Source organism: Pseudomonas putida (genome assembly GCF_016406145.1).
GTDB classification, from domain to species: Bacteria; Pseudomonadota; Gammaproteobacteria; order Pseudomonadales; family Pseudomonadaceae; genus Aquipseudomonas; species Aquipseudomonas putida_E.
This window is the reverse complement of the sequence record NZ_CP066306.1, coordinates 138,426-159,295: the sequence shown is the minus strand read 5'-3', so window position 1 is coordinate 159,295 and position 20,870 is coordinate 138,426. Positions and strand designations below refer to the sequence as shown.

19 protein-coding genes are annotated in these 20,870 nt (G+C 61.4%); 6 read left to right on the top strand and 13 right to left on the bottom strand.

Annotated elements, in window-relative coordinates:
* Complete coding sequence (locus JET17_RS00760; protein WP_012312103.1) at positions 1 to 1,341, top strand: hemolysin family protein; 1,341 nt, start codon at positions 1 to 3, stop codon at positions 1,339 to 1,341.
* 33 nt (positions 1,342 to 1,374) lie between these two features.
* Here JET17_RS00760 and JET17_RS00755 read toward each other — a convergent pair whose 3' ends face one another.
* The 8 genes from JET17_RS00755 to JET17_RS00720 form a co-directional block, all read right to left on the bottom strand.
* Positions 1,375 to 2,277: a peptidoglycan DD-metalloendopeptidase family protein gene (locus JET17_RS00755; protein ID WP_012312102.1), complete on the bottom strand. Its 903-nt coding sequence runs from the start codon at positions 2,275 to 2,277 to the stop codon at positions 1,375 to 1,377.
* 225 nt (positions 2,278 to 2,502) lie between these two features.
* Positions 2,503 to 3,405 (bottom strand): response regulator, encoded by a 903-nt coding sequence (locus JET17_RS00750; RefSeq protein WP_012312101.1) that lies wholly within the window; start codon positions 3,403 to 3,405, stop codon positions 2,503 to 2,505.
* Between the two features lie 165 nt (positions 3,406 to 3,570).
* A complete protein-coding gene (phoU, locus tag JET17_RS00745) occupies positions 3,571 to 4,341 on the bottom strand; it encodes a phosphate signaling complex protein PhoU (protein ID WP_012312100.1) in 771 nt (256 codons plus the stop codon).
* Between the two features lie 131 nt (positions 4,342 to 4,472).
* Entirely contained in the window at positions 4,473 to 5,306 is an 834-nt protein-coding gene (gene pstB, locus JET17_RS00740) for a phosphate ABC transporter ATP-binding protein PstB (protein WP_012312099.1), read from the bottom strand.
* 102 nt (positions 5,307 to 5,408) lie between these two features.
* Positions 5,409 to 7,079, bottom strand: coding sequence for a phosphate ABC transporter permease PstA (gene pstA, locus JET17_RS00735; RefSeq protein WP_012312098.1), 1,671 nt, complete (start codon positions 7,077 to 7,079; stop codon positions 5,409 to 5,411).
* A 17-nt stretch (positions 7,080 to 7,096) separates the two neighbouring features.
* Positions 7,097 to 9,385 carry an ABC transporter permease subunit gene (locus tag JET17_RS00730; RefSeq protein ID WP_012312097.1) on the bottom strand — a complete coding sequence of 763 codons (2,289 nt, stop codon included), beginning with the start codon at positions 9,383 to 9,385 and terminating at the stop codon, positions 7,097 to 7,099.
* Positions 9,386 to 9,523: 138 nt separating this feature from the next.
* Positions 9,524 to 10,522: a phosphate ABC transporter substrate-binding protein PstS gene (locus JET17_RS00725; protein WP_012312096.1), complete on the bottom strand. Its 999-nt coding sequence runs from the start codon at positions 10,520 to 10,522 to the stop codon at positions 9,524 to 9,526.
* A 165-nt stretch (positions 10,523 to 10,687) separates the two neighbouring features.
* On the bottom strand, positions 10,688 to 11,977 hold the full coding sequence (locus JET17_RS00720) for an MFS transporter (protein ID WP_012312095.1): 1,290 nt from the start codon (positions 11,975 to 11,977) through the stop codon (positions 10,688 to 10,690).
* A gap of 357 nt (positions 11,978 to 12,334) precedes the next feature.
* Between JET17_RS00720 and JET17_RS00715 the strand changes: the two genes are divergently transcribed.
* Both JET17_RS00715 and JET17_RS00710 read left to right on the top strand, forming a co-directional pair.
* Positions 12,335 to 12,733: an acyl-CoA thioesterase gene (locus JET17_RS00715; RefSeq protein ID WP_003253317.1), complete on the top strand. Its 399-nt coding sequence runs from the start codon at positions 12,335 to 12,337 to the stop codon at positions 12,731 to 12,733.
* A 71-nt stretch (positions 12,734 to 12,804) separates the two neighbouring features.
* Positions 12,805 to 13,701 (top strand): D-hexose-6-phosphate mutarotase, encoded by an 897-nt coding sequence (locus tag JET17_RS00710; RefSeq protein WP_012312094.1) that lies wholly within the window; start codon positions 12,805 to 12,807, stop codon positions 13,699 to 13,701.
* Between the two features lie 86 nt (positions 13,702 to 13,787).
* Here JET17_RS00710 and JET17_RS00705 read toward each other — a convergent pair whose 3' ends face one another.
* The 4 genes from JET17_RS00705 to purE form a co-directional block, all read right to left on the bottom strand.
* A complete protein-coding gene (locus tag JET17_RS00705) occupies positions 13,788 to 14,321 on the bottom strand; it encodes a DUF3299 domain-containing protein (RefSeq protein WP_012312093.1) in 534 nt (177 codons plus the stop codon).
* A gap of 48 nt (positions 14,322 to 14,369) precedes the next feature.
* Positions 14,370 to 14,615, bottom strand: a complete 246-nt coding sequence (locus tag JET17_RS00700; protein WP_012312092.1) for a GlsB/YeaQ/YmgE family stress response membrane protein — start codon at positions 14,613 to 14,615, stop codon at positions 14,370 to 14,372.
* Positions 14,616 to 14,723: 108 nt separating this feature from the next.
* Positions 14,724 to 15,806 carry a 5-(carboxyamino)imidazole ribonucleotide synthase gene (locus JET17_RS00695; protein WP_012312091.1) on the bottom strand — a complete coding sequence of 361 codons (1,083 nt, stop codon included), beginning with the start codon at positions 15,804 to 15,806 and terminating at the stop codon, positions 14,724 to 14,726.
* Between the two features lie 10 nt (positions 15,807 to 15,816).
* Positions 15,817 to 16,308, bottom strand: coding sequence for a 5-(carboxyamino)imidazole ribonucleotide mutase (purE, locus tag JET17_RS00690; protein WP_012312090.1), 492 nt, complete (start codon positions 16,306 to 16,308; stop codon positions 15,817 to 15,819).
* A gap of 269 nt (positions 16,309 to 16,577) precedes the next feature.
* Between purE and JET17_RS00685 the strand changes: the two genes are divergently transcribed.
* Complete coding sequence (locus tag JET17_RS00685; RefSeq protein ID WP_012312089.1) at positions 16,578 to 17,198, top strand: hypothetical protein; 621 nt, start codon at positions 16,578 to 16,580, stop codon at positions 17,196 to 17,198.
* On the opposite strand, the gene JET17_RS00680 is transcribed toward JET17_RS00685, so the two are convergent.
* Positions 17,190 to 18,107, bottom strand: a complete 918-nt coding sequence (locus tag JET17_RS00680; RefSeq protein WP_012312088.1) for a LysR substrate-binding domain-containing protein — start codon at positions 18,105 to 18,107, stop codon at positions 17,190 to 17,192. The two genes, JET17_RS00685 and JET17_RS00680, sit on opposite strands and share 9 nt — an antisense overlap.
* Positions 18,108 to 18,289: 182 nt before the next feature.
* On the opposite strand from JET17_RS00680, the gene aspA reads away from it, so the two are divergent.
* Both aspA and JET17_RS00670 read left to right on the top strand, forming a co-directional pair.
* Positions 18,290 to 19,714 (top strand): aspartate ammonia-lyase, encoded by a 1,425-nt coding sequence (aspA, locus tag JET17_RS00675; RefSeq protein ID WP_042111854.1) that lies wholly within the window; start codon positions 18,290 to 18,292, stop codon positions 19,712 to 19,714.
* Positions 19,715 to 19,870: 156 nt separating this feature from the next.
* Entirely contained in the window at positions 19,871 to 20,863 is a 993-nt protein-coding gene (locus JET17_RS00670) for an AraC family transcriptional regulator (protein ID WP_012312086.1), read from the top strand.
* Positions 20,864 to 20,870: the final 7 nt, after the last annotated feature.

Here is a 20,870-nt window from a genome sequence, read left to right as displayed (position 1 = left end):
ATGGACCCTTCCCCTGGTATCAGCCTCACCTCGTTATTCGCCGATTTCGGCATGATTCTCTTTGCCCTGTTCCTGGTGCTGCTCAACGGCTTTTTCGTAGCCGCCGAGTTCGCCATGGTCAAGCTGCGCTCAACGCGTGTCGAATCCATTGCAGAGCAGCACGGCTGGCGCGGCAGCATCCTGCGCAAGGTACATAACCAGCTCGACGCCTACCTGTCGGCCTGCCAGCTGGGTATCACCCTCGCCTCTCTGGGCCTTGGCTGGGTCGGTGAGCCGGCATTCGCCCACCTGCTAGAGCCGCTGCTGGCGTACCTGGGCGTGGACACGCCAGAGTTGATCAAGGGTGTCTCGTTCTTCGTCGCCTTCTTCGTCATCTCGTACCTGCACATCGTGGTCGGTGAGCTGGCGCCCAAATCCTGGGCGATCCGCAAGCCCGAACTGTTGTCGCTGTGGACTGCGGTGCCGCTTTACCTGTTCTACTGGCTGATGTACCCGGCCATCTACCTGCTCAACGCCAGTGCCAACACCATCCTGCGCTTTGCCGGCCAGGGCGAGCCTGGCCCGCACCACGAGCACCATTACAGCCGTGAAGAGCTCAAGCTGATCCTGCACTCCAGCCGTGGCCAGGACCCGAGCGACCAGGGTATGCGTGTACTGGCCTCGGCCGTGGAAATGGGCGAGCTGGAAGTAGTCGACTGGGCCAACTCGCGCGAAGACATGGTCAGCATCGACGCCCATGCGCCACTCAAGGAAATCCTGGCTCTGGTGCGCCGCCACAAGTTCAGCCGCTATCCGCTGTACGACGCCGAGCGTGAGGAGTTCACCGGGCTTTTGCACATCAAGGATCTGCTGCTGGAACTGGCCGAGCTCGAGCACCTGCCCGAAACCGTCGACCTCGAAGACCTGGCCCGCCCACTGGAGCGTGTATCGCGGCACATGCCGTTGTCCCAGCTGCTGGAGCAGTTCCGCAAGGGCGGTGCGCACTTCGTGCTGGTCGAGGAAGCCGATGGCAAGGTGATCGGCTACCTGACCATGGAAGATGTGCTGGAAGTGCTGGTGGGCGACATTCAGGACGAACACCGCAAGACCGAGCGCGGCATCCTGGCCTACCAGCCAGGCAAACTGCTGGTGCGTGGCGACACGCCGCTGTTCAAGGTGGAGCGCCTGCTGGGCATCGACCTTGACCACATCGAAGCGGAAACTCTGGCCGGGCTTATCTACGAAACGCTCAAGCGCGTGCCTGAGGAAGAGGAAGTGCTGGAAGTCGAAGGCCTGCGCATCATCATCAAGAAGATGAAAGGGCCCAAGATCGTGCTGGCCAAGGTGCTCAAGCTCGACTGAACTGGCGGGGCCGCTTGGCGGCCCCTGACAATTTCAGGGATTACCCGCAGTAAAGTTCGGCAAACCGCCAATCGGCCGGTCGAACTGGAAGGGGATCGACTCCAGCGCCAAGCCGACGTTGCGCTGCACCACGAAATGCAGGTGGGGGCCAGTGCTGTTGCCAGTATTGCCCGACTTGGCCAACGCCTGCCCCAATGCCACCTGCTGCCCCTCGGCCACTACCACTGAACCGCGCATCAGGTGCAGATACACTCCCATCGTGCCGTCCGGGTGAAGAATGCGCACGAAATTGCCTGAGGGGTTGGTACCTCGTCCGCTCTGGTTGTTCTCGATCTTCACCACCATCCCACCCCTCGCCGCAATGATCGGGGTGCCCTCCGGCATGGCGATGTCCATGGCATGACGGCCCTTGGGACCGTAATGGCTGAAGCGGCCGTTGGGCCCTTGAGTCAGGCGGAAAGGGCCGCCTTTCCATGGGAAAGGATAACGATAAGCCTGCGAGCGCTGACCGGGGTCACCCATGGCGTACTGAAATTTGCTGGCATAACGGAGCGGCCCGCCGGGTGCCGCCAGCACCGAGCTGAGCACCTTGGTCGAGCGTGGCCCGACTACGGCCCGCACGATCCGCGGGCCGTTGCCGCCGAAGGCATTGGCCAACTGATCGACGCGCAGTTCAACCTGCATGGGCACGTACAGCTCATTGCGCACCAGGAAGCGTACGCCGCCAGGAAACGGCTCGGTTTGCAGGCGTACCTGACCCTCTAACTGCTCGAACATCGGCTCGCGCAGCTCCAGCGCTTTGGCACCTGGGCTAGGGCGCTCGGAATAGGAAGCCACGCCGAAATTGTCGGTGGTCTTGTAAATGGTCATGCCCAGGCTCGACGCCGAGGCCGTGAGCAAGGCACAGAACAGCAGCAAGCGGGCGGCGGCGGGCATGATGGTGGCTTTTTGACAGTGGCGTTCTGTCGAAGCCTAGCAGTGGGATCCGGGAGCGGTATGACAGTTGGTCGGAAGACCGCCGCAGCCCTGTAGGAGCGGCCTTGCGTCGCGAAAGGGCTGCAGCGCAGCCCCAGCCATGCTTGCCGCGCCGCAAAACGGGGGACGCTGTACAGCGCTTTCGCGGACGCAAGGCCGCCCCTACAGAATCGGAGTACGACGAAACTAGGCGCCGGGGGTGAAGTGCTTCTGCGTGGTGCCGCGGGCAATCAGCCGCGACAGGTAGTCGAGCTTCTGCGCATCTTGGTCGACGAATTTGAAGGTCAGTTGCAGCCAGTCGCTTTCAGGTTTCGGCTCCAATGCCGCAATGGCATGCAGGTAACCGTTCAGGCGAGCAACTTCAGCGCTCTCGCCCTGCTCAAGGTCCAGTACAGCGCCTTCGAGCACCTGTGGCAGCACTGCACTGCGTCGTACCACCAGCAGCGCCTCCTTGAGGCTCAGCGCCTTGATCACACAAGGCTGAGTACCACTGGAAAGGCGCAGCTGGCCTTGTCCACGCCCGGTCTGCGCAGCGGCTGCGGCGGCCGTCTGCGGTTTCGGTGCATTGATCAACGGCTTGGCCGGCACAGCCGCAGCAGGCGGGGCCTTGACCGCTTCTGGTTTGCCCCCGGTCAGCGCGCTCAACGAATCGTTGGCGAACGCCGAATTCACCCGCGCCTGGCCACCGGCGACCAAACTTTCAAGCTTGCCGATCTTGGTCAGGGCTTTCTTCACCTTGGTCAGCAACTGCTCGTTGGTAAATGGCTTGCCAACGAAATCGGAGACGCCCGCCTGAATGGCCTGGATGACATTTTCCTTATCGCCGCGGCTGGTCACCATGATGAACTGCAGGTTCTTCATCTCTGGCTGCTGTCGGCACCAGGTCAGCAGTTCAAGGCCGGACATTTCGGGCATTTCCCAGTCGCACAGCACCAGGTCGAAGGTTTCCTTGCCCAGCATGGTCATGGCCTTGCGGCCGTTGACCGCATCCTCGATGACCATGCCCGGGAAGGCATTACGCAGGCACTTCCTCACCAGATCACGGATGAACGGGGCGTCATCCACGACCAGCACATTGACTTTACTCATCGATACTCCTCTTGAATCCCGTCTAGCCTACCGTCGATTGGTGGCCATTTGCCAACACCTAGATCACGCCGGGATCTCTTTGCATCGTTCGCGGGTGCCTGCTGACTGCTCAAGCGCAAACGAAAACGCCCGGCGAAGGCCGGGCGTCGATGCTCGGGAGCAATCTTATTTATCGTCCGGTTCAGCCGGAACATTAGCAATTTCAGCCTCATCGCCAGCCGTGCCCTGAACTTCGGCTTTCATGCGCTTGAGGCCCATGTGACGTACGTCGGTACCGCGCACCAGGTAGATCACCAGTTCCGAGATGTTGCGTGCGTGGTCGCCGATACGCTCCAGCGAACGCAGGGCCCAGATGACGCTCAGTACCCGCGAGATCGAGCGCGGGTCTTCCATCATGTAGGTCACAAGTTCACGCAGGGCGGTCTTGTACTCGCGGTCGATGGTCTTGTCGTACTGGGCCACCGACAGAGCCAGGTCGGCATCGAAGCGGGCGAAGGCATCCAGTGCATCGCGCACCATGTTGCGTACCTGGTCGCCAATGTGGCGCACCTCGACGTAGCCGCGCGGCGATTCGCCTTCTTCGCACAACTGGATGGCGCGGCGGGCGATCTTGGTCGATTCGTCGCCAATACGCTCCAGGTCGATCACCGACTTGGAGATGCTGATGATCAACCTCAGGTCGGAGGCCGCCGGCTGGCGACGGGCGAGGATGCGCACACACTCCTCGTCGATGTTGCGCTCCATCTGGTTGATCTGCTCGTCGACTTCACGCACCTGCTGGGCCAGGCCCGAGTCGGCTTCGATCAGTGCGGTAACCGCGTCATTGACCTGTTTCTCGACCAGCCCGCCCATGGCCAGGAGGTGGCTGCGCACCTCTTCGAGTTCAGCGTTGAACTGCTGGGAAATGTGGTGCGTCAGGCTTTCTTTGTTGATCATCGTTTCGCTCCGCGAAGCTGCAAGCTGCAAGCCTCAAGTAGTTCGTGTCGTTTCCTGGCTCCGCGCTAGCTGCTTTTTTTTGAAGCTTGAAGCTTGCAGCCCAAAGCCTGCAGCCGCGCCCAAAAGCGCCGTTAGCCGTAGCGACCGGTGATGTAGTCTTCGGTCTGCTTCTTCGCCGGGTTGGTGAACAGGGTGTCGGTATCACCGAATTCGACCAGTTTGCCCATGTACATGAACGCGGTGTAGTCCGAAACACGGGCCGCCTGTTGCATGTTGTGGGTCACGATAACGATGGTGTACTTGGATTTCAGTTCGTAGATCAGCTCTTCGACCTTCAGCGTCGAGATCGGGTCCAGTGCCGAGCAAGGCTCGTCGAGCAGCAGTACTTCAGGCTCGACGGCGATGGTACGGGCGATGACCAGACGCTGTTGCTGGCCGCCGGACAGGCCCAGCGCGGAGTCGTGCAAACGGTCTTTCACTTCCTCCCACAACGCAGCGCCCTTGAGCGCCCACTCGACCGCTTCGTCCAGCACGCGCTTCTTGTTGATGCCCTGAATACGCAGGCCATACACCACGTTCTCATAGATGGTCTTGGGGAACGGGTTTGGCTTCTGGAACACCATACCCACGCGACGGCGCAGCTCGGCCACGTCCTCGCCCTTGCGGTAGATGTTGTTGCCGTACAGGTTGATGGCACCTTCAACACGGCAACCGTCAACCAGGTCGTTCATGCGGTTGAAGGTGCGCAGCAGCGTCGACTTGCCACAGCCCGAAGGGCCGATGAAAGCCGTCACGCGCTGCTTGGGGATGTTCATGCTGACGTCGAACAACGCCTGCTTGTCGCCGTAGTACAGGCTAAGGCCGGGTACTTCGATAGCCACGGTCTCTTCGGCCAGACGCAGGCTCTGCTTGTCGCGGCCCAGGGCAGCCATGTCGATGCCGTGGGTGTGGGATTCTTGCTGCATGGTCTCACTCCGTTTGTAGCTGCAAGCTTTAAGCTGCAAGCTGCAAGTTAGGGCAAAGCGGCACTCCTTTTGGAGCTTGCCGCTTGTGGCTTAAAGCTTCAATCAGTGGTCCAGGGCCTTGTACTTCTCGCGCAGGTGGTTACGGATCCACACCGCCGAGAGGTTGAGGGTGGCGATCACCATCACCAGCAGCAGCGCAGTGGCGTATACCAGCGGTCGCGCGGCCTCGACGTTGGGGCTCTGGAAGCCGACGTCGTAGATGTGGAAGCCCAGGTGCATGATCTTCTGGTCCAGGTGCAGGTACGGGTAGTTACCGTCCAGCGGCAACGACGGCGCCAGCTTGACCACACCCACCAGCATCAGCGGCGCTACTTCACCAGCGGCACGGGCCACGGCGAGGATCATGCCGGTCATCATTGCCGGGCTGGCCATTGGCAGCACGATTTTCCACAGGGTCTCGGCCTTGGTCGCGCCAAGCGCCAGCGAGCCTTCACGCACGGTGCGTGGAATACGCGCCAGGCCTTCCTCGGTGGCCACGATCACCACCGGCACGGCCAGCAGCGCCAGGGTCAGCGATGCCCACAGCAGGCCTGGCGTGCCCAGGGTCGGTGCCGGCAGCGATTCGGGGAAGAACAGGCGGTCGATCGAACCACCCAGCACGTAGACGAAGAAGCCCAGGCCGAACACGCCGTAGACGATGGCCGGAACCCCCGCCAGGTTGTTCACGGCGATGCGGATCAGGCGCGTCACCGGGCCTTGCTTGGCGTATTCGCGCAAGTAGACCGCCGCCAGCACGCCGAACGGGGTGACGATCACGGCCATGATCAGGGTCATCATCACGGTACCGAAAATCGCCGGGAAGATACCGCCTTCGGTGTTGGCTTCACGAGGATCGTCGCTGAGGAATTCCCAGACCTTGGCGAAATAGGTGCCCATCTTGGTAAAGCCGGACATGGCGTTAGGCTGGATGGCGTGCACGACCTTGCTCAGGTTGATCTCCACTTCGCGGCCGTTGCCGTCGCGAGCGACCAGGCTGTCGCGGGAGAAGGCCTGATGCAGGCTGCTGAGGCGGTCTTCGATGGCCTTGTAGCGGCTGTTCAACTCGGCGCGTTCGGCATCTATGTCGGCCTGGGCCGTAGCGTCCAGCTTGCCTTCCAGTTCCAGCTTGCGGCCTTGCAGGCGCAGGCGCTCAAGACCATGGTTGATGGCACCGATGTCTTTTTTCTCAAGCTGCTGCAGCTCGCTGTTGAGCTGGTTAGCGCGTTTCAGGCGTGCCTGCAGCTCGTTCCAGGCGCCAGCGCCCTCGGCGACCACGCGGCCTTGTTCCTTGACGCTCACCAGGTAGCCGTAGAAGTTGCCCCATTCGCGGCGCTCCAGGGCGATCAGGTCGACCGGACGCTGCTCGTCGACCAACCATTCACCGACCACCCAAGTGAAGTCACTGCCGTTGAGGTCACGGTTACCCACCTTGATCAGCTCACGGGTCATGAACTCCGGGCCTTCGTCCGGCACCGGCAGGCCGGCACCCTTGAGGCGAACGCGGGGCACTTCTTCTTTCTGAACCACTTCACCGACGATGACGTGGTCACCCTGGCCCGGCACCTTATAGGTGGCCTGGACCAGGTCGGCGGGCCAGAAGTGGCCCAGGCCGCGTACGGCAATCACGGCCAGCAGGCCGACGGTCATGATGACCGCCATGGCGACCGCGCCACCGCTGATCCAGACGCCTGGGGCGCCGCTCTTGAACCAGCCTTTGAGGGAATCCTTTTTCACGGATCTCTACCTTTCTATCAAAGCGACGAGTATTTCTTGCGCAGACGCTGGCGAATCAGCTCGGCCAAGGTGTTCATGATGAAGGTGAACATCAGCAGCACGAGAGCAGCGAGGAACAGCACACGGTAATGGCTGCCGCCGACTTCGGATTCGGGCATCTCCACCGCCACGTTGGCGGCCAAGGTACGCATGCCTTCGAACAGGTTCATCTCCATCACCGGGGTGTTGCCGGTGGCCATGAGCACGATCATGGTCTCGCCCACCGCTCGGCCCATGCCGATCATCAGCGCCGAGAAGATACCCGGGCTGGCAGTGAGGATGACCACGCGGGTCAAGGTCTGCCACGGCGTCGCACCCAGGGCCAGGGAGCCCAGGGTCAGGCTGCGCGGAACGCTGAACACGGCGTCTTCGGCGATCGAGTAAATGTTCGGGATGACCGCAAAGCCCATGGCGATACCCACTACCAGGGCGTTGCGCTGGTCGTAGGTGATACCCAGGTCATTGGTGATCCACAGGCGCATGTCGCCGCCGAAGAACCAGGTTTCCAGGTACGGGCTCATGGTCAGGGCGAACCAGCCGGTGAACAGGATCACCGGGATCAGGATGGCGGCTTCCCAACCATCCGGAACGCGCAGGCGAATCGACTCAGGCAGGCGGCTCCAGGTGAATCCCGCCAGCAGGATGCCGAACGGCATCAGCAGGAACAGGCTGAACACACCCGGCAGGTGCCCTTCCAGGTACGGCGCGAGGAACAGGCCAGCGAAGAAGCCGAGGATCACCGTCGGCATCGCTTCCATCAGTTCGATCACCGGCTTGACCTTGCGGCGCATGCCCGGGGCCATGAAGTAAGCGGTGTAGATAGCTGCAGCGATGGCCAGCGGTGCCGCCAGGATCATCGCGTAGAACGCGGCCTTGAGGGTACCGAAGGTCAGGGGCGACAGGCTCAGCTTAGGCTCGAAGTCGGTGTTCGAAGCCGTCGACTGCCAGACGTACTTGGGCTCGTCGTAGTTCTCATACCAGACCTTGCCCCACAGCGCGCTGAAGGAGATTTCCGGGTGCGGGTTCTTCAGGTTCAGTGGCAGCAGCTTGCCGCCCTCTTCGATGAGGATACGATTGGCACGCGGCGACAGGGCCAGGATACCTGGGCCTTCGGCAGCAGGCTCGACCAGCAGGGTGCGGTGCGCGGTGCTGTGGAAGACGCCCAGCTTGCCTTCGGCGTCCAGGGCGATGAAGCCCTTGCGGCGCTCTTCGGCGTCGATCTGGACGATCGGCGCCTTGCCCATCTGGAAGGTACGGATCTGCTTGAAACGCGATTCGCCATCCGGGTCACGGGCCATGAACCACTGGGCCAGGCCGCCTTTGGAGTCACCGATGATCAGCGAGATGCCGCCGACCAGTTGCGCGGTGGCGGTGATCTCGGTGTCAGCGCTCTCGGACAGCTTGTAGCGGCCATTGAGGCTCTTGTCGCGCAGGCTGAAGACATCTGCGGTGGCTCGGCCGTTGATCACGTACAGCCACTGCTGGCGCGGGTCGATGAAGATGTTCTTCACCACCTCGGTCATTTGCGGCAGCTCGATGCGGTTCTGCTCGGTGGTGACCTCTTCGGTCATCAGGTTTTCGGTGCGCGTCAGCTCGACCACCTGCAGATGCGCGCCGGTGGAACCGGCCAGCATCAGAGTATCGCCGTTTACGTTGACGCTGACGTGCTCCAGCGCGCGGCCCTGCTCATCCAACACGAACGGCTCCGGGCCATACGGGTAGTCGATGCCTGGAGTGATGGTCTTTTTGTTGTCCGGGTAGGTGATCTTGTAGGTGTGGTGGAATACCAGCGCCTGACCATTGGACAAGCCCAGCACTACCAGGGGGCTGCCCGGCTGGTCGGTGCTGATCGAGCTCACCTGGGTGCCTGCCGGCAGCGGCAGGTCGACGCGGTTTAGCTCGTTCCCGGTCTTGGTATCGAAGAACAGTGCCTGCCCCTTGTCCGAGACACGCATGCCGACCAGGTTCTGCTCTTCGAGCGCGATCATCAGCGGCTTACCGGCATCCTGCTGCAGCCAGGTCGGCTCCAGGGCCTTCTTGCTGGTCAGCTCGGCGCCCTGGAACAGCGGCAGCACCACGTAGGCCAGATAGAAGAAGATCAGCGTGATGGCTGCCAGCACGGCAAGCCCGCCCACCAGTACATACCAGCGGGTCAGGCGGTCCTTGAGCGCGCGCATGCGGCGCTTGCGTTGCAACTCGGGCGTATTGAAATCAATCCGCTCGGGAGGGGATTTTTGGGTCATGGTGGAGTTGGCCAGATCATTCATGCGCACACCCTAGCGGTCCCGTATGACAAAAACATGACAGTGCGTTGACGCAAAAAAGCCCGCCGCTCAGGAGCCCTGGCTTCGGACCGAGAATTCGTGGAAAAGACCGGCTTCAGTGCCGGCCTTTTCCTCAGTTACTTACTTCTTTGCAACGTTACCGGCGTGGGACAGGCCCAGGTCAGCCAGGGTCTTGTCGACCACCTTGGCCGGCAGCGGAATGTAGCCGTCCTTCACCACGACCTGCTGGCCAGCCTGCGACAGCACCAGCTTGACGAACTCGGCTTCCAGCGGGGCCAGAGGCTTGTTCGGGGCCTTGTTGACGTAGACGTACAGGAAGCGCGACAGCGGGTAGGTGCCGTTCAGGGCATTGGCCTCGTTGTCTTCGATGAACTCGCCACCTTCCTTCTTGGCCAGACCTACGGTCTTGACGCTGGCAGTCTTGTAGCCGATACCCGAGTAGCCGATGCCGTTCAACGAGGAGCTGATCGACTGCACGACCGACGCCGAGCCGGGCTGTTCGTTGACATTAGGCTTGAAGTCACCTTTGCACAGAGCCTCTTCCTTGAAGTAACCGTAGGTACCCGATACCGAGTTACGGCCGAACAGCTGAACTGGCTTGTTGGCCAGGTCGCCGGTCACGCCCAGGTCGCCCCAGGTCTTGACGTCAGCCTTGGCGCCGCACAGACGAGTGGAAGAGAAAATCGCGTCGACCTGAGCCATGGTCAGGCCCTTGATCGGGTTGTCTTTGTGTACGAACACGGCCAGGGCGTCGACGGCGACCGGGATGGCGGTCGGCTTGTAGCCATACTTCTGCTCGAAGGCCTGCAGCTCGACGTCCTTCATCTTGCGGCTCATCGGGCCAAGGTTGGCGGTGCCTTCGGTCAGCGCGGGTGGCGCAGTGGAGGAGCCGGCAGCCTGGATCTGGATGTTGACGTTCGGATATTCCTTCTTGTAGGCCTCGGCCCACAGAGTCATGAGGTTCGCGAGGGTGTCGGAACCGACGCTGGAGAGGTTGCCCGAAACACCAGTGGTCTTGGTGTAGGTCGGGATCGCAGGGTCGACGGCGGCTACCGCGTTGGCGGTTGCAACGCCAGCGGCGGCAAAGGTGAGGGCCGCCATCAAACGCTTCAGTTTCATGCCTTGCTCCTAGCAGGAATATTGGGATGTTGGATGGATCGGGCCCAAGTATCTGCAGGCCGCATGAACACGATATGACTCCAATATGACAATTGGATGAAAGGCCATCACTGGATACCCAGGATGGCCTTTCAAAATGTTGCAGGAGCGGGGGCTAGAGCACTATCAGCGTTTTTTCGACAGCAAGTACAGCCCGACAACCAGACCGACGGCGCACAGGCCCGCTACGTAATAAGCAGGCGCCATCGGACTGACCTTGAGCAGCGCGGTCACCACCATCGGCGTCAAGCCGCCGAAAATGGCATAGGCCACGTTGTAGGAGAACGACAGGCCGCTGAAGCGCACTGCCGCCGGGAACGCCTTGACCATCACATAGGGCACCGCGCCGATCACGCCTACGCACAGGCCGGTGATGGCATACAGCGGGAACAGCAGTTGCGGGTGGGTCGGCAGGCTGTGGTAGAAGGTCCAGGACGTCACCAGCAGCAACAGGCTGCCGATCACGAAGACGCGGCCGGCACCAAAGCGGTCGGCCAGGCTGCCAGAGCCGATGCAGCCAAGGCTAAGCAGCACGATCGCCAGGCTGTTGGCCTTGAGTGAGTCGGTGGGGCTGATGTGGTAGATGCTCTGCAACAACGCCGGTGTCATCAGGATGACCACTACGATGCCGGCAGAAAGCATCCAGGTCAGCAGCATCGACAGGATGATCGGCCCGCGGTGATCACGCAGCACGGCCCGCAGCGGCAGCTCTTCGGCAAGCGCCTTGCGCTGCTGCATCTCGGCGAATACCGGAGTTTCGTGCAGCCAGCGGCGCAGGTACACCGAGAACAGGCCGAACACGCCGCCAAGCAGGAACGGGATACGCCAGGCGTAGTCGGCGACTTCTTCAACGCTATAGACCGTGTTGATCAGTGTCGCCACCAGCGAGCCAAGCAGAATGCCAGCGGTCAGGCCGGCGGTCAGGGTGCCGCAGGCATAGCCGGTATTGCGCGCTGGCACATGCTCGGACACGAACACCCAGGCGCCAGGCACTTCGCCCCCGATCGCCGCACCCTGGATCACGCGCATCAACAGCAACAGGATCGGTGCCCACATGCCGATCTGGGCATAGGTCGGCAGCAAGCCCATGATCAGCGTTGGCAGGGCCATCATGAAGATGCTCAGGGTGAACATCTTCTTGCGCCCAAGCAGGTCGCCGAAGTGGGCCATGATGATGCCGCCCAGCGGCCGGGCCAGGTAGCCAGCGGCGAAAATGCCGAAGGTCTGCATCAGACGCAGCCACTCGGGCATGTCGGCCGGGAAGAACAGCTTGCCGACCACCGTGGCGAAAAACACGAAAATGATGAAGTCGTAGAACTCAAGGGCTCCGCCTAACGCGGACAGTGAGAGGGTCTTGTAGTCACTGCGGGTCAGCGGCCGCGAGGGCTGCTCGATACTGCTCGGCACGGAGGTCATTGCTTGTTCTTCTCTTGTAGGGCATGCAGGCCGCTTGGCACGCGGCTTCTGGCGGTGACAGGCGAAGATAGCAAATTGCCGGGGCGTGCTGAAAGCGATACAAAATCCATACAGATATTCATGACTGCACGGTCGTCGCTGAGCGTTTGGCTATATATACTGCCCGTTCGTAGGAAAACGTTGCCGCCACGGTGGGATGTTGTGCGAAAACGCCGGTCTTTTAAGTCAGGCGGTTTCGCAGAATTTCCCTACGGCCGTCCAGCGAAACGAAATCGGCGTAGTATGTTTCAAGCTGAATCGTTTACTCGGCCTTTGCGCCACACCAACGAAAGCGTCACGGGTCAGAGGCCCCACCGCATGATTGAGCTCGAACAAGAAGATCCTATCCCGCAAGGCGACCTGGCCCTGCAAATCACTGCGTTGCCCCGCGAAACCAACGGTTTTGGCGACATCTTTGGCGGCTGGCTGGTCGCCCAGATGGACCTGGCAGGCACTGCCATGGCGAGCCGCGTCGCGGGTGGCCGGGTGGCGACAGTGGCCATTGACCGCATGGCCTTCCTGGTGCCTGTGGCCGTGGGCGCACAACTGTCGTTCTATACCCAGACGCTGGAAATCGGCCGCAGCTCGATCCAGATGATGGTCGAAGTGTGGAGCGACGACCCGCTGTCCAGCGAATGGCGCAAGGTTACCGAAGCAGTGTTCGTCTTCGTCGCCATCGATGGCAGCGGCCGCACCCGCTCGGTGCCTCGTCGCTAAGCCATACGAGCGGTAAACTCATTGCAAGCCACCGGGTCGAAGGCCCACAGGCAATCAATGAGACGAGCGCAATGGCTACCTTCCAGGTTGTAACCGAGCAACACGGCGAACTCAACTGCTGGCGTATCACCAGCGACCGTGCCGAACTACTGATCGCCCAGCAGGGCGCGCAGATCCTCAGCTACCAGCACATTGGCGAGCCGCCGCTGCTGTGGCTGAGTGACCAGGCCATGTTCCGTCAGGGTAAGTCGGTGCGCGCAGGTGTGCCGGTGTGCTGGCCGTGGTTCGGTAACCTGCAGCGCAACCCCGAATCCGTCCAGGGCATGTACCGTGGCACACAGGCTCCCGCCCATGGGTTGGCCCGCACACGGGACTGGCAACTGCTGGGCATCGAAGAAGCAGCCAGCGCGCTGCGCATCGAATTCGAACTGCCGGAGGCCCAGGGCGACCTGCCGGAGTGGCCACATGATGTGGAGCTGAAGCTGCTGATCGTCATGGGTGATGCGCTTGAACTGACCCTCACCAGCCGTAACAGGGGCAATACCCCTGTCACCATCAGCCAGGCCCTGCACAGCTATTTTGCCGTCAGCGATGTGCGTCAGGCGCGGGTCGAGGGTGTCGACGGGCTGGGCTACATCGAGACTCTGGCTGACTGGGAACAGCGCCAGCAGCAGGGTGCGCTGACGTTCACCGGTGAGACCGATCGCATCTACCTGAATACGCCTGCGCAACTGGGCATTGTCGACCCGCACTGGAACCGGCGCATTACCCTGAGCAGCAGCGGTTCACGTTCAGCGGTGATCTGGAACCCATGGACCGACAGAGCCCAGGAATTGCCTGACATGGCCGATGATGGCTGGCAGCGAATGCTGTGCATCGAGACGGCGAATGTCTGGGACGATGTGGTGGAGTTGAAGCCTGGGGCGTTCCATTCGCTGCAAGTGGCAATTGGCAGCGAAGCGCTTTGATTCAACTGCCTGGGACCGCTGTGCGGTCCTTTCGCGACACAAGGCCGCTCCTACGGAGATCGCGCATACCTGCAGGTGCAGCCCCTTCACAGGTCAGCGTCCTCCACCACCCTCACCTTCCCGGCTTCCAGAGCATACGCCGCATCGGCCAGATCGTTGCTGACCTTTTCCACCTTCAACGTCCCGCTGACCCACAACGGCGTGTAGATGTCATCGATCTTCAAGCCCTTCGGATAGCGCACCAGCACCAGCTGGTTGGGTGGCGGCGGCGGTACATGGATGCAGGCGCCCGGGTAAGGCACCAGGAAGAACAGCGTGCTGTTGCCCTTGGCATCGCTTTCAAGCGGCACGGGGTAACCGCCAAGACGAATTTCTTTGCCGTTCATGGCGGCCACGGTCTTGGTCGAGTACATAACCGCCGGCAGGCCCTTGCTTTGCTTCAAGCCGCCCTTGTCGGTAAAGGTACCCATCGCCTCCGGCGAGTTGTGGTCGATCTCGGGCATCTGTTCGAGGGCTTTCTGGTCCGACTTGGGCATGAGCTCGAGCCAGTCGGTTTCAGGCAGTTCGGCATGGGCCAGGGTGCTGGCCAGAAGCATGGGGATGAGAAAAAAGGCACGCATGAAAATGCTCGGCAACTCGGATGAATTGCCGGGCATTCTAACCAGAATTCAGCGTTTCTTGATGAATCCGAAGATCACCAGCAGGACGATGGCACCGACCAGCGCGCCGAAGAAGCCCGCTGCCTGCCCGGCCTGGTAAATCCCCAAGGCCTGGCCGCCATACGTGGCGATCAAGGAGCCGGCGATACCCAGCAGGATGGTCATGATCCAGCCCATGCTGTCGTCGCCGGGCTTGATGAAGCGCGCCAGCAGGCCAACGATGAGGCCGATGAAGATAGTTCCAATGATGCCCATGGCAATCCCTCTGCAGTGAAGATGGAGCAAGCCAAAGCCTAGACAGCGCTTTGGCTTGTTGCCATTTCAGAGGGCGAACCGCTTGCAGAAGTTCGATCAGATGCCCGATCAGTTGCCGATCAAGGCCTCTACTTCGGCAATCTTGCGCTCGAGGGTGGCCATATCCTGGCAACGCAGGGTGGCGTGACCGACCTTGCGCCCGGCCTTGAAGGCCTTGCCATAGTGATGCAGGTGGCAGTCATCGATGGCAATGACCTTGTCTACTGCCGGCACCTCACCGATGAAGTTGAGCATGGCGCTCTCGCCGACCTTGGCAGTCGAACCCAGCGGCAGGCCGGCAACAGCGCGCAGGTGGTTTTCGAATTGGCTGCACTCGGCACCTTCGATGGTCCAGTGGCCGGAGTTGTGCACACGCGGCGCGATCTCGTTGGCCTTGAGGCCACCGTCGACTTCAAAGAACTCGAAGGCCATCACACCCACATAGTCCAGCTGCTTGAGCACACGGCCGACATAATCTTCGGCCAGGGCCTGCAGCGGGTGCGCCTGGCTTGCCACAGACAGGCGCAGGATGCCGCTCTCGTGGGTGTTATGCACCAACGGGTAGAAGCGGGTTTCGCCATCGCGTGCTCGCACGGCCACCAAGGACACTTCGCCGGTGAACGGCACGAAGCCTTCCAGCAGGCACGGCACGCTGCCCAGCTCGGCAAAAGTACCCACCACATCCTCAGGCGTGCGCAGTACCTTTTGGCCCTTGCCGTCGTAACCCAGGGTCCGGGTCTTGAGCACAGCCGGAAGGCCGATACTGGCCACCGCCGCATCAAGGTCGGCCTGCGAGAGAATATCGGCGAAGGCCGGGGTAGGAATGCCCAGGTCGCGGAACATGCTCTTCTCGAACAGGCGGTCGCGGGCAATGCGCAGCGCTTCGGCGCTCGGGTACACCGGGACGAACTGCGAGAGGAAGGCCACGGTCTCGGCCGGGACGCTTTCGAACTCGAAAGTCACCAGATCGACTTCGTCCGCCAGCTGGCGAAGGTGGTCCTGGTCGCCGTAGTCGGCACGCAGGTGTTCGCCAAGTGGCGCAGCGCAGGCGTCCGGCGCCGGGTCGAGGAAGGCGAAGTTCATGCCCAGCGGGGTTCCCGCCAGAGCCAGCATGCGGCCCAGCTGGCCGCCACCGATAACACCGATCTTCATGGGTTCAGCCTCAAGCCTGACGTGGGTCTGGATTGTCCAGCACAGTGTCGGTCTGCTCGGTGCGGAACTGCTTGAGCGCCGCGTGATACTGCGGGTATTTGGCACCGAGAATGCTAGCCGACAGCAGCGCGGCGTTGACCGCACCGGCACGGCCGATGGCCAGGGTGGCAACCGGCACGCCGGCAGGCATCTGCACGATCGACAGCAGCGAGTCGACACCCGACAGCATCGACGACTGTACCGGCACACCCAGCACCGGCAGGTGGGTCTTGGCAGCGCACATGCCAGGCAGGTGCGCAGCGCCACCAGCGCCAGCGATGATCACCTCGATGCCACGCTCTTCGGCCTCTTCAGCGTACTGGAACAGCAGATCCGGGGTGCGGTGGGCGGAAACCACCTTCACTTCGTAGGGAATGCCGAGTTTTTCCAGCATATCGGCGGTGTGGCTAAGGGTGGACCAATCGGACTTGGAGCCCATGATCACGCCAACCAGTGCACTCATCGTCGAGCCTCTCCTGCAAGCGCCTTCTGGCGCGCTAAAAGCAACAAGCCACGCAGGTGGACCGGCGTGGCTTGTCATACGGATTCTGAATCGACCGGGTCGGCCGAAGGCGCGGGATTGTAGCGTATTTCAAGTCGGCCCGCCCACCCCCACAAGCACATGTCGGATCAAAGGGCAAGCTGTCTCGTGGGACAACTTTTTCCGACTGCCGAAAGGCATTCCAGGTGGTGACGATCGCGCCGCCAATTCAATCCACCCGGAGAATCGCCATGCCCAAGACCCTCACGCTCTTTTTCAGCCTTCTGCTGTCCCTGCAGCTGCCTTGCGCCGTAGCGGCCAAGTCGCTGGTTGTGACCGTTTACCTTCACGACGAACTGACCAGCATCAGCGACGAGCAATTGCACAACGATTACTTTCAGCACTGGATCGATGAGATGCGCAGTTTCACCGCCCACCCCACGGAACTGATCTTGCGACGCAACGTGCCGGGCATCACCGATATTGATTACCAAGGCCTGCCATCCAGTCAGATTCTTGAGGCATTCACCCAAGGAGTGCTTGAACTAACCTCGAACCATCCCTTCTCTCTCATGAACAAACACCTGCTGATGACGCGCAACAGCTATGACCACAGCGGGCTGAACTACAATGCGGGCCTGGCCTACTTCAAACAGAACACCGCCATCGCTTCATTGGCCGCTTACAGTAGCGCCGCCCATGAAATCGGCCATCTGCTTTCAGCCACGCATGAAGACGCCGAACTGAAGTTCAACGGGTGGGTCTGCGAAACCTACACACATCCCCGAATTCCGGCCCGATCGAACTGCTACCAGTACAGCGACAAGAACCGGGCGAACATCGCCGACTACCTCAAATACAACTCACGCTGAACCTTCACCTTGAGCTCCAGCGGACTCGAGCTTGCGCCATAGCAGACGCACGTTGGCCTTGCGCACCAGTGCACAGCGATACAAGCGGATTTCCAGGGGCACATGCCACTGGGCCCCTCCGCAGATCACCAGCTCGCCACGCTCCAGTTCACCACGCATCGAAAGCCGGGGCACCCAGGCAACGCCCATGCCTTCCAACGCCATGCTCTTCAAACTGTCGGCCATAGCTGTCTCATACACCGTGGTGTAGCGCAAATTGCGTTGGCGCAGCAGCAGGCTCACGGAGCGGCCAAGGAAGGCGCCCGCACTGTAAGCAAGCAACGGCACGCTGGCATCGCCCTCAAGGTCGAACATCGGCTTTCCATCGGCCCCCACGGCGCAGACGGGAAGCATTTCGGTGGTCCCCATGTGCAGCGAGGGAAAGATTTCGGCGTCCATCTGCAGCGCCGCATCCGGGTCGTAGAAAGCTAGCATCAGATCGCAGCCACCTTCGCGCAGCGCGTGCACGGCATCCCCCACGTTGGTCGCCACCAGCCGTGTGGCGATGTTCAAACCATCGTTGCGCAGTTGTGCAACCCAGCGAGGGAAAAAGCCTGATGCCAGCGAGTGCGCCGCCGCCACCTGGATCACCTCGCCCTGGCCACCTTCAAGATGATGCAAATGGCGTAGAACTTCGCTCAACTGGTCGACAACTGTCCGCGCTGTAACAAGAAAAAGTTGACCAGCCGCCGTCAGCTCGATGGGTGTGCGGGAACGATTCACCAGCGTCAGACCAAGCGCCGCCTCAAGGCTACGAATCCGTCGGCTGAAGGCCGGTTGGGTGACGAAACGGCGCTCCGCTGCCTGGGAAAAACTACGGGTGGCGGCCAGCGCACTGAAGTCTTCCAGCCATTTGCTTTCTAGGTTCACTAAGCGAATCTCCCGGCATGCACCAAAATGGAACACGCTCGAATGTCAATTGGCGTCACATCAAACACTATGCCGTTTGTGCATAGGTTAGCGTGCAACAGCATTGGCCGCAAAATCCCCTTAAGGCCTAGGATTGGCGCCATTCCGGCATGTGCCGGGTCAAAATCGAGATGATATCCATCATGTCCTCCGCTGCATCGTTCCGCGTCGAAAAAGATCTGCTTGGTACCCTTGAAGTCCCTGCCGATGCCTACTACGGCATCCAGACTCTGCGCGCTGCCAACAACTTCCATCTCTCCGGTGTTCCGCTGTCGCACTACCCGAAGCTGGTCGTGGCACTTGCCATGGTCAAGCAGGCCGCTGCCGACGCCAACCGCGAGCTGGGGCACCTGAGCGATGCCAAGCACGCCGCCATCAGCGAGGCCTGCGCCCGCCTGATCCGCGGTGACTTCCACGACCAGTTCGTTGTGGACATGATTCAAGGTGGCGCTGGTACTTCCACCAACATGAACGCCAACGAGGTCATCGCCAACGTCGCGCTGGAGGCCATGGGCCACCAGAAGGGTGAGTACCAGTACCTGCACCCGAACAACGATGTGAACATGGCGCAGTCGACCAACGACGCTTACCCGACCGCGATCCGTCTGGGCCTGCTGCTGGGCCACGACGCGCTGCTGGCCAGCCTCGACAGCCTGATCCAGGCCTTCGCTGCCAAAGGTAAAGAGTTCGACCACGTACTGAAGATGGGTCGTACCCAGCTGCAGGACGCCGTGCCAATGACCCTGGGCCAGGAATTCCGCGCCTTCGCCACCACCATGACCGAAGACCTGCAGCGTCTGCGCTCGCTGGCCCCGGAACTGCTGACCGAAATCAACCTGGGCGGTACCGCCATCGGCACCGGCATCAACGCCGACCCTGGCTACCAGGCCCTGGCCGTACAGCGCTTGGCGACCATCAGCGGCCAGCCGCTGGTACCGGCTGCCGACCTGATCGAAGCCACCTCAGACATGGGCGCCTTCGTGCTGTTCTCCGGCATGCTCAAGCGTACTGCGGTGAAGCTGTCGAAGATCTGCAACGACCTGCGCCTGCTGTCCAGCGGCCCACGTACCGGCATCAACGAAATCAACCTGCCAGCGCGCCAGCCAGGCAGCTCGATCATGCCAGGCAAGGTCAACCCGGTCATCCCGGAGGCCGTCAACCAGGTTGCCTTCGCCATCATGGGCAACGATCTGGCACTGACCGTCGCCGCCGAAGGTGGCCAGCTGCAGTTGAACGTGATGGAGCCGCTGATCGCCTACAAGATCTTCGACTCGATCCGCCTGCTCCAGCGTGCCATGGACATGCTGCGCGAGCACTGCATCGTGGGCATCACCGCCAACGAACAGCGTTGCCGTGAACTGGTCGAGCACTCGATCGGCCTGGTCACCGCCCTGAACCCATACATCGGCTACGAAAATGCCACCCGTATTGCCCGCGTAGCCTTGGAAACCGGCCGTGGCGTGCTGGAACTGGTACGCGAAGAACAGCTGCTGGACGAAGTGATGCTCAACGACATCCTGCGTCCGGAAAACATGATCGCTCCACGTCTGGTTCCGCTGAAGGCGTAACCCGGCTGCTGCAACAGTCTCACCAGGTTTGAGGGACTAGACACCTCTCGACCTTTCAAGGGCCCGAGCGCACGCTCCGGGCCCTTTTTTTCGCCCGCGAAATCCCGGCACACAACTTGCTCTGTAATGTCCCCCGGCCCCACGGAAATACCGAGCATGCTGCACAGCCACCTGACCACCCTCAACGCGGTTTCGCTGATCCTCAACCTGTTTCAGGAACAGGGGTGCGAGGCTGCTGCGCTGCTGGCTGGCAGCGGTATAGGCCCGGCAGACCTTGGCCATGCCGATGCGCGCATCACTACCCAGCAAGAGCTGCAGGTATGCGCCAACGCCGTGGCACGGCGTGAAGACATAGGCCTGGAGCTGGGCAGACGCATGCATGTGTCGTGCTACGGCATGCTTGGTTACGCCCTGCTCTCCAGTGCCACTTTGGGTGACGCCTTGCGCCTGGCTTTGCAGTATCCGGCACTGCTGGGAACAGTCTTTCGCTTACGCCTGATAGACGATGGCCAGCGTATCTGGCTTAGCGCTGATGAATATCGCGACCTACCGGCGCTGGCCGCTTTCAATGCCGAGTTCTGCCTGGTGTCGCTGAAAGTAATCTGTGACGACCTTCTGGGCCGCCCACTGCCCCTGTTCGGCGCCCGTTTCGGGCATGCCCGACCTGCCTACCACAAGCGCTATAGCAGTGCCTTCCCCTGTCCGCTCGGCTTTGACGCGCATGACAACGCCTTTGCTTTCGAGCGGCGCTGGCTGGACACCCCGCTACCTCTCGCCGACCCGATCACCCACAAAGCCATGAGCGAGCGCTGCCGGCGCCTGAACCTTGAATTCACCGGGCGCCAGGCCTGGCTGGGGCGGATACGCCAATTACTGCTGCAGCAACTGGACGCGGCCCCCGGCCTGGAGGGCTTGGCGCAGCAGATGAACTGTTCGTCTCGCACCTTGCGCCGGCACCTGCAGGCGCTTGGCAGCAGTTATCAACAACTGCTCGATGAGCTTCGATTCGAGCAAGCCAAGCAGTTGCTGGCCGATGACCAGATGCCGATATACCGGATTGCCGAGCGCTTAGGGTTCAGTGAGACGGCGAGCTTTCGGCATGCGTTCCAGCGTTGGAGCGGTGTGGCGCCCAGCCATTTCCGAGGTTGATCACGGC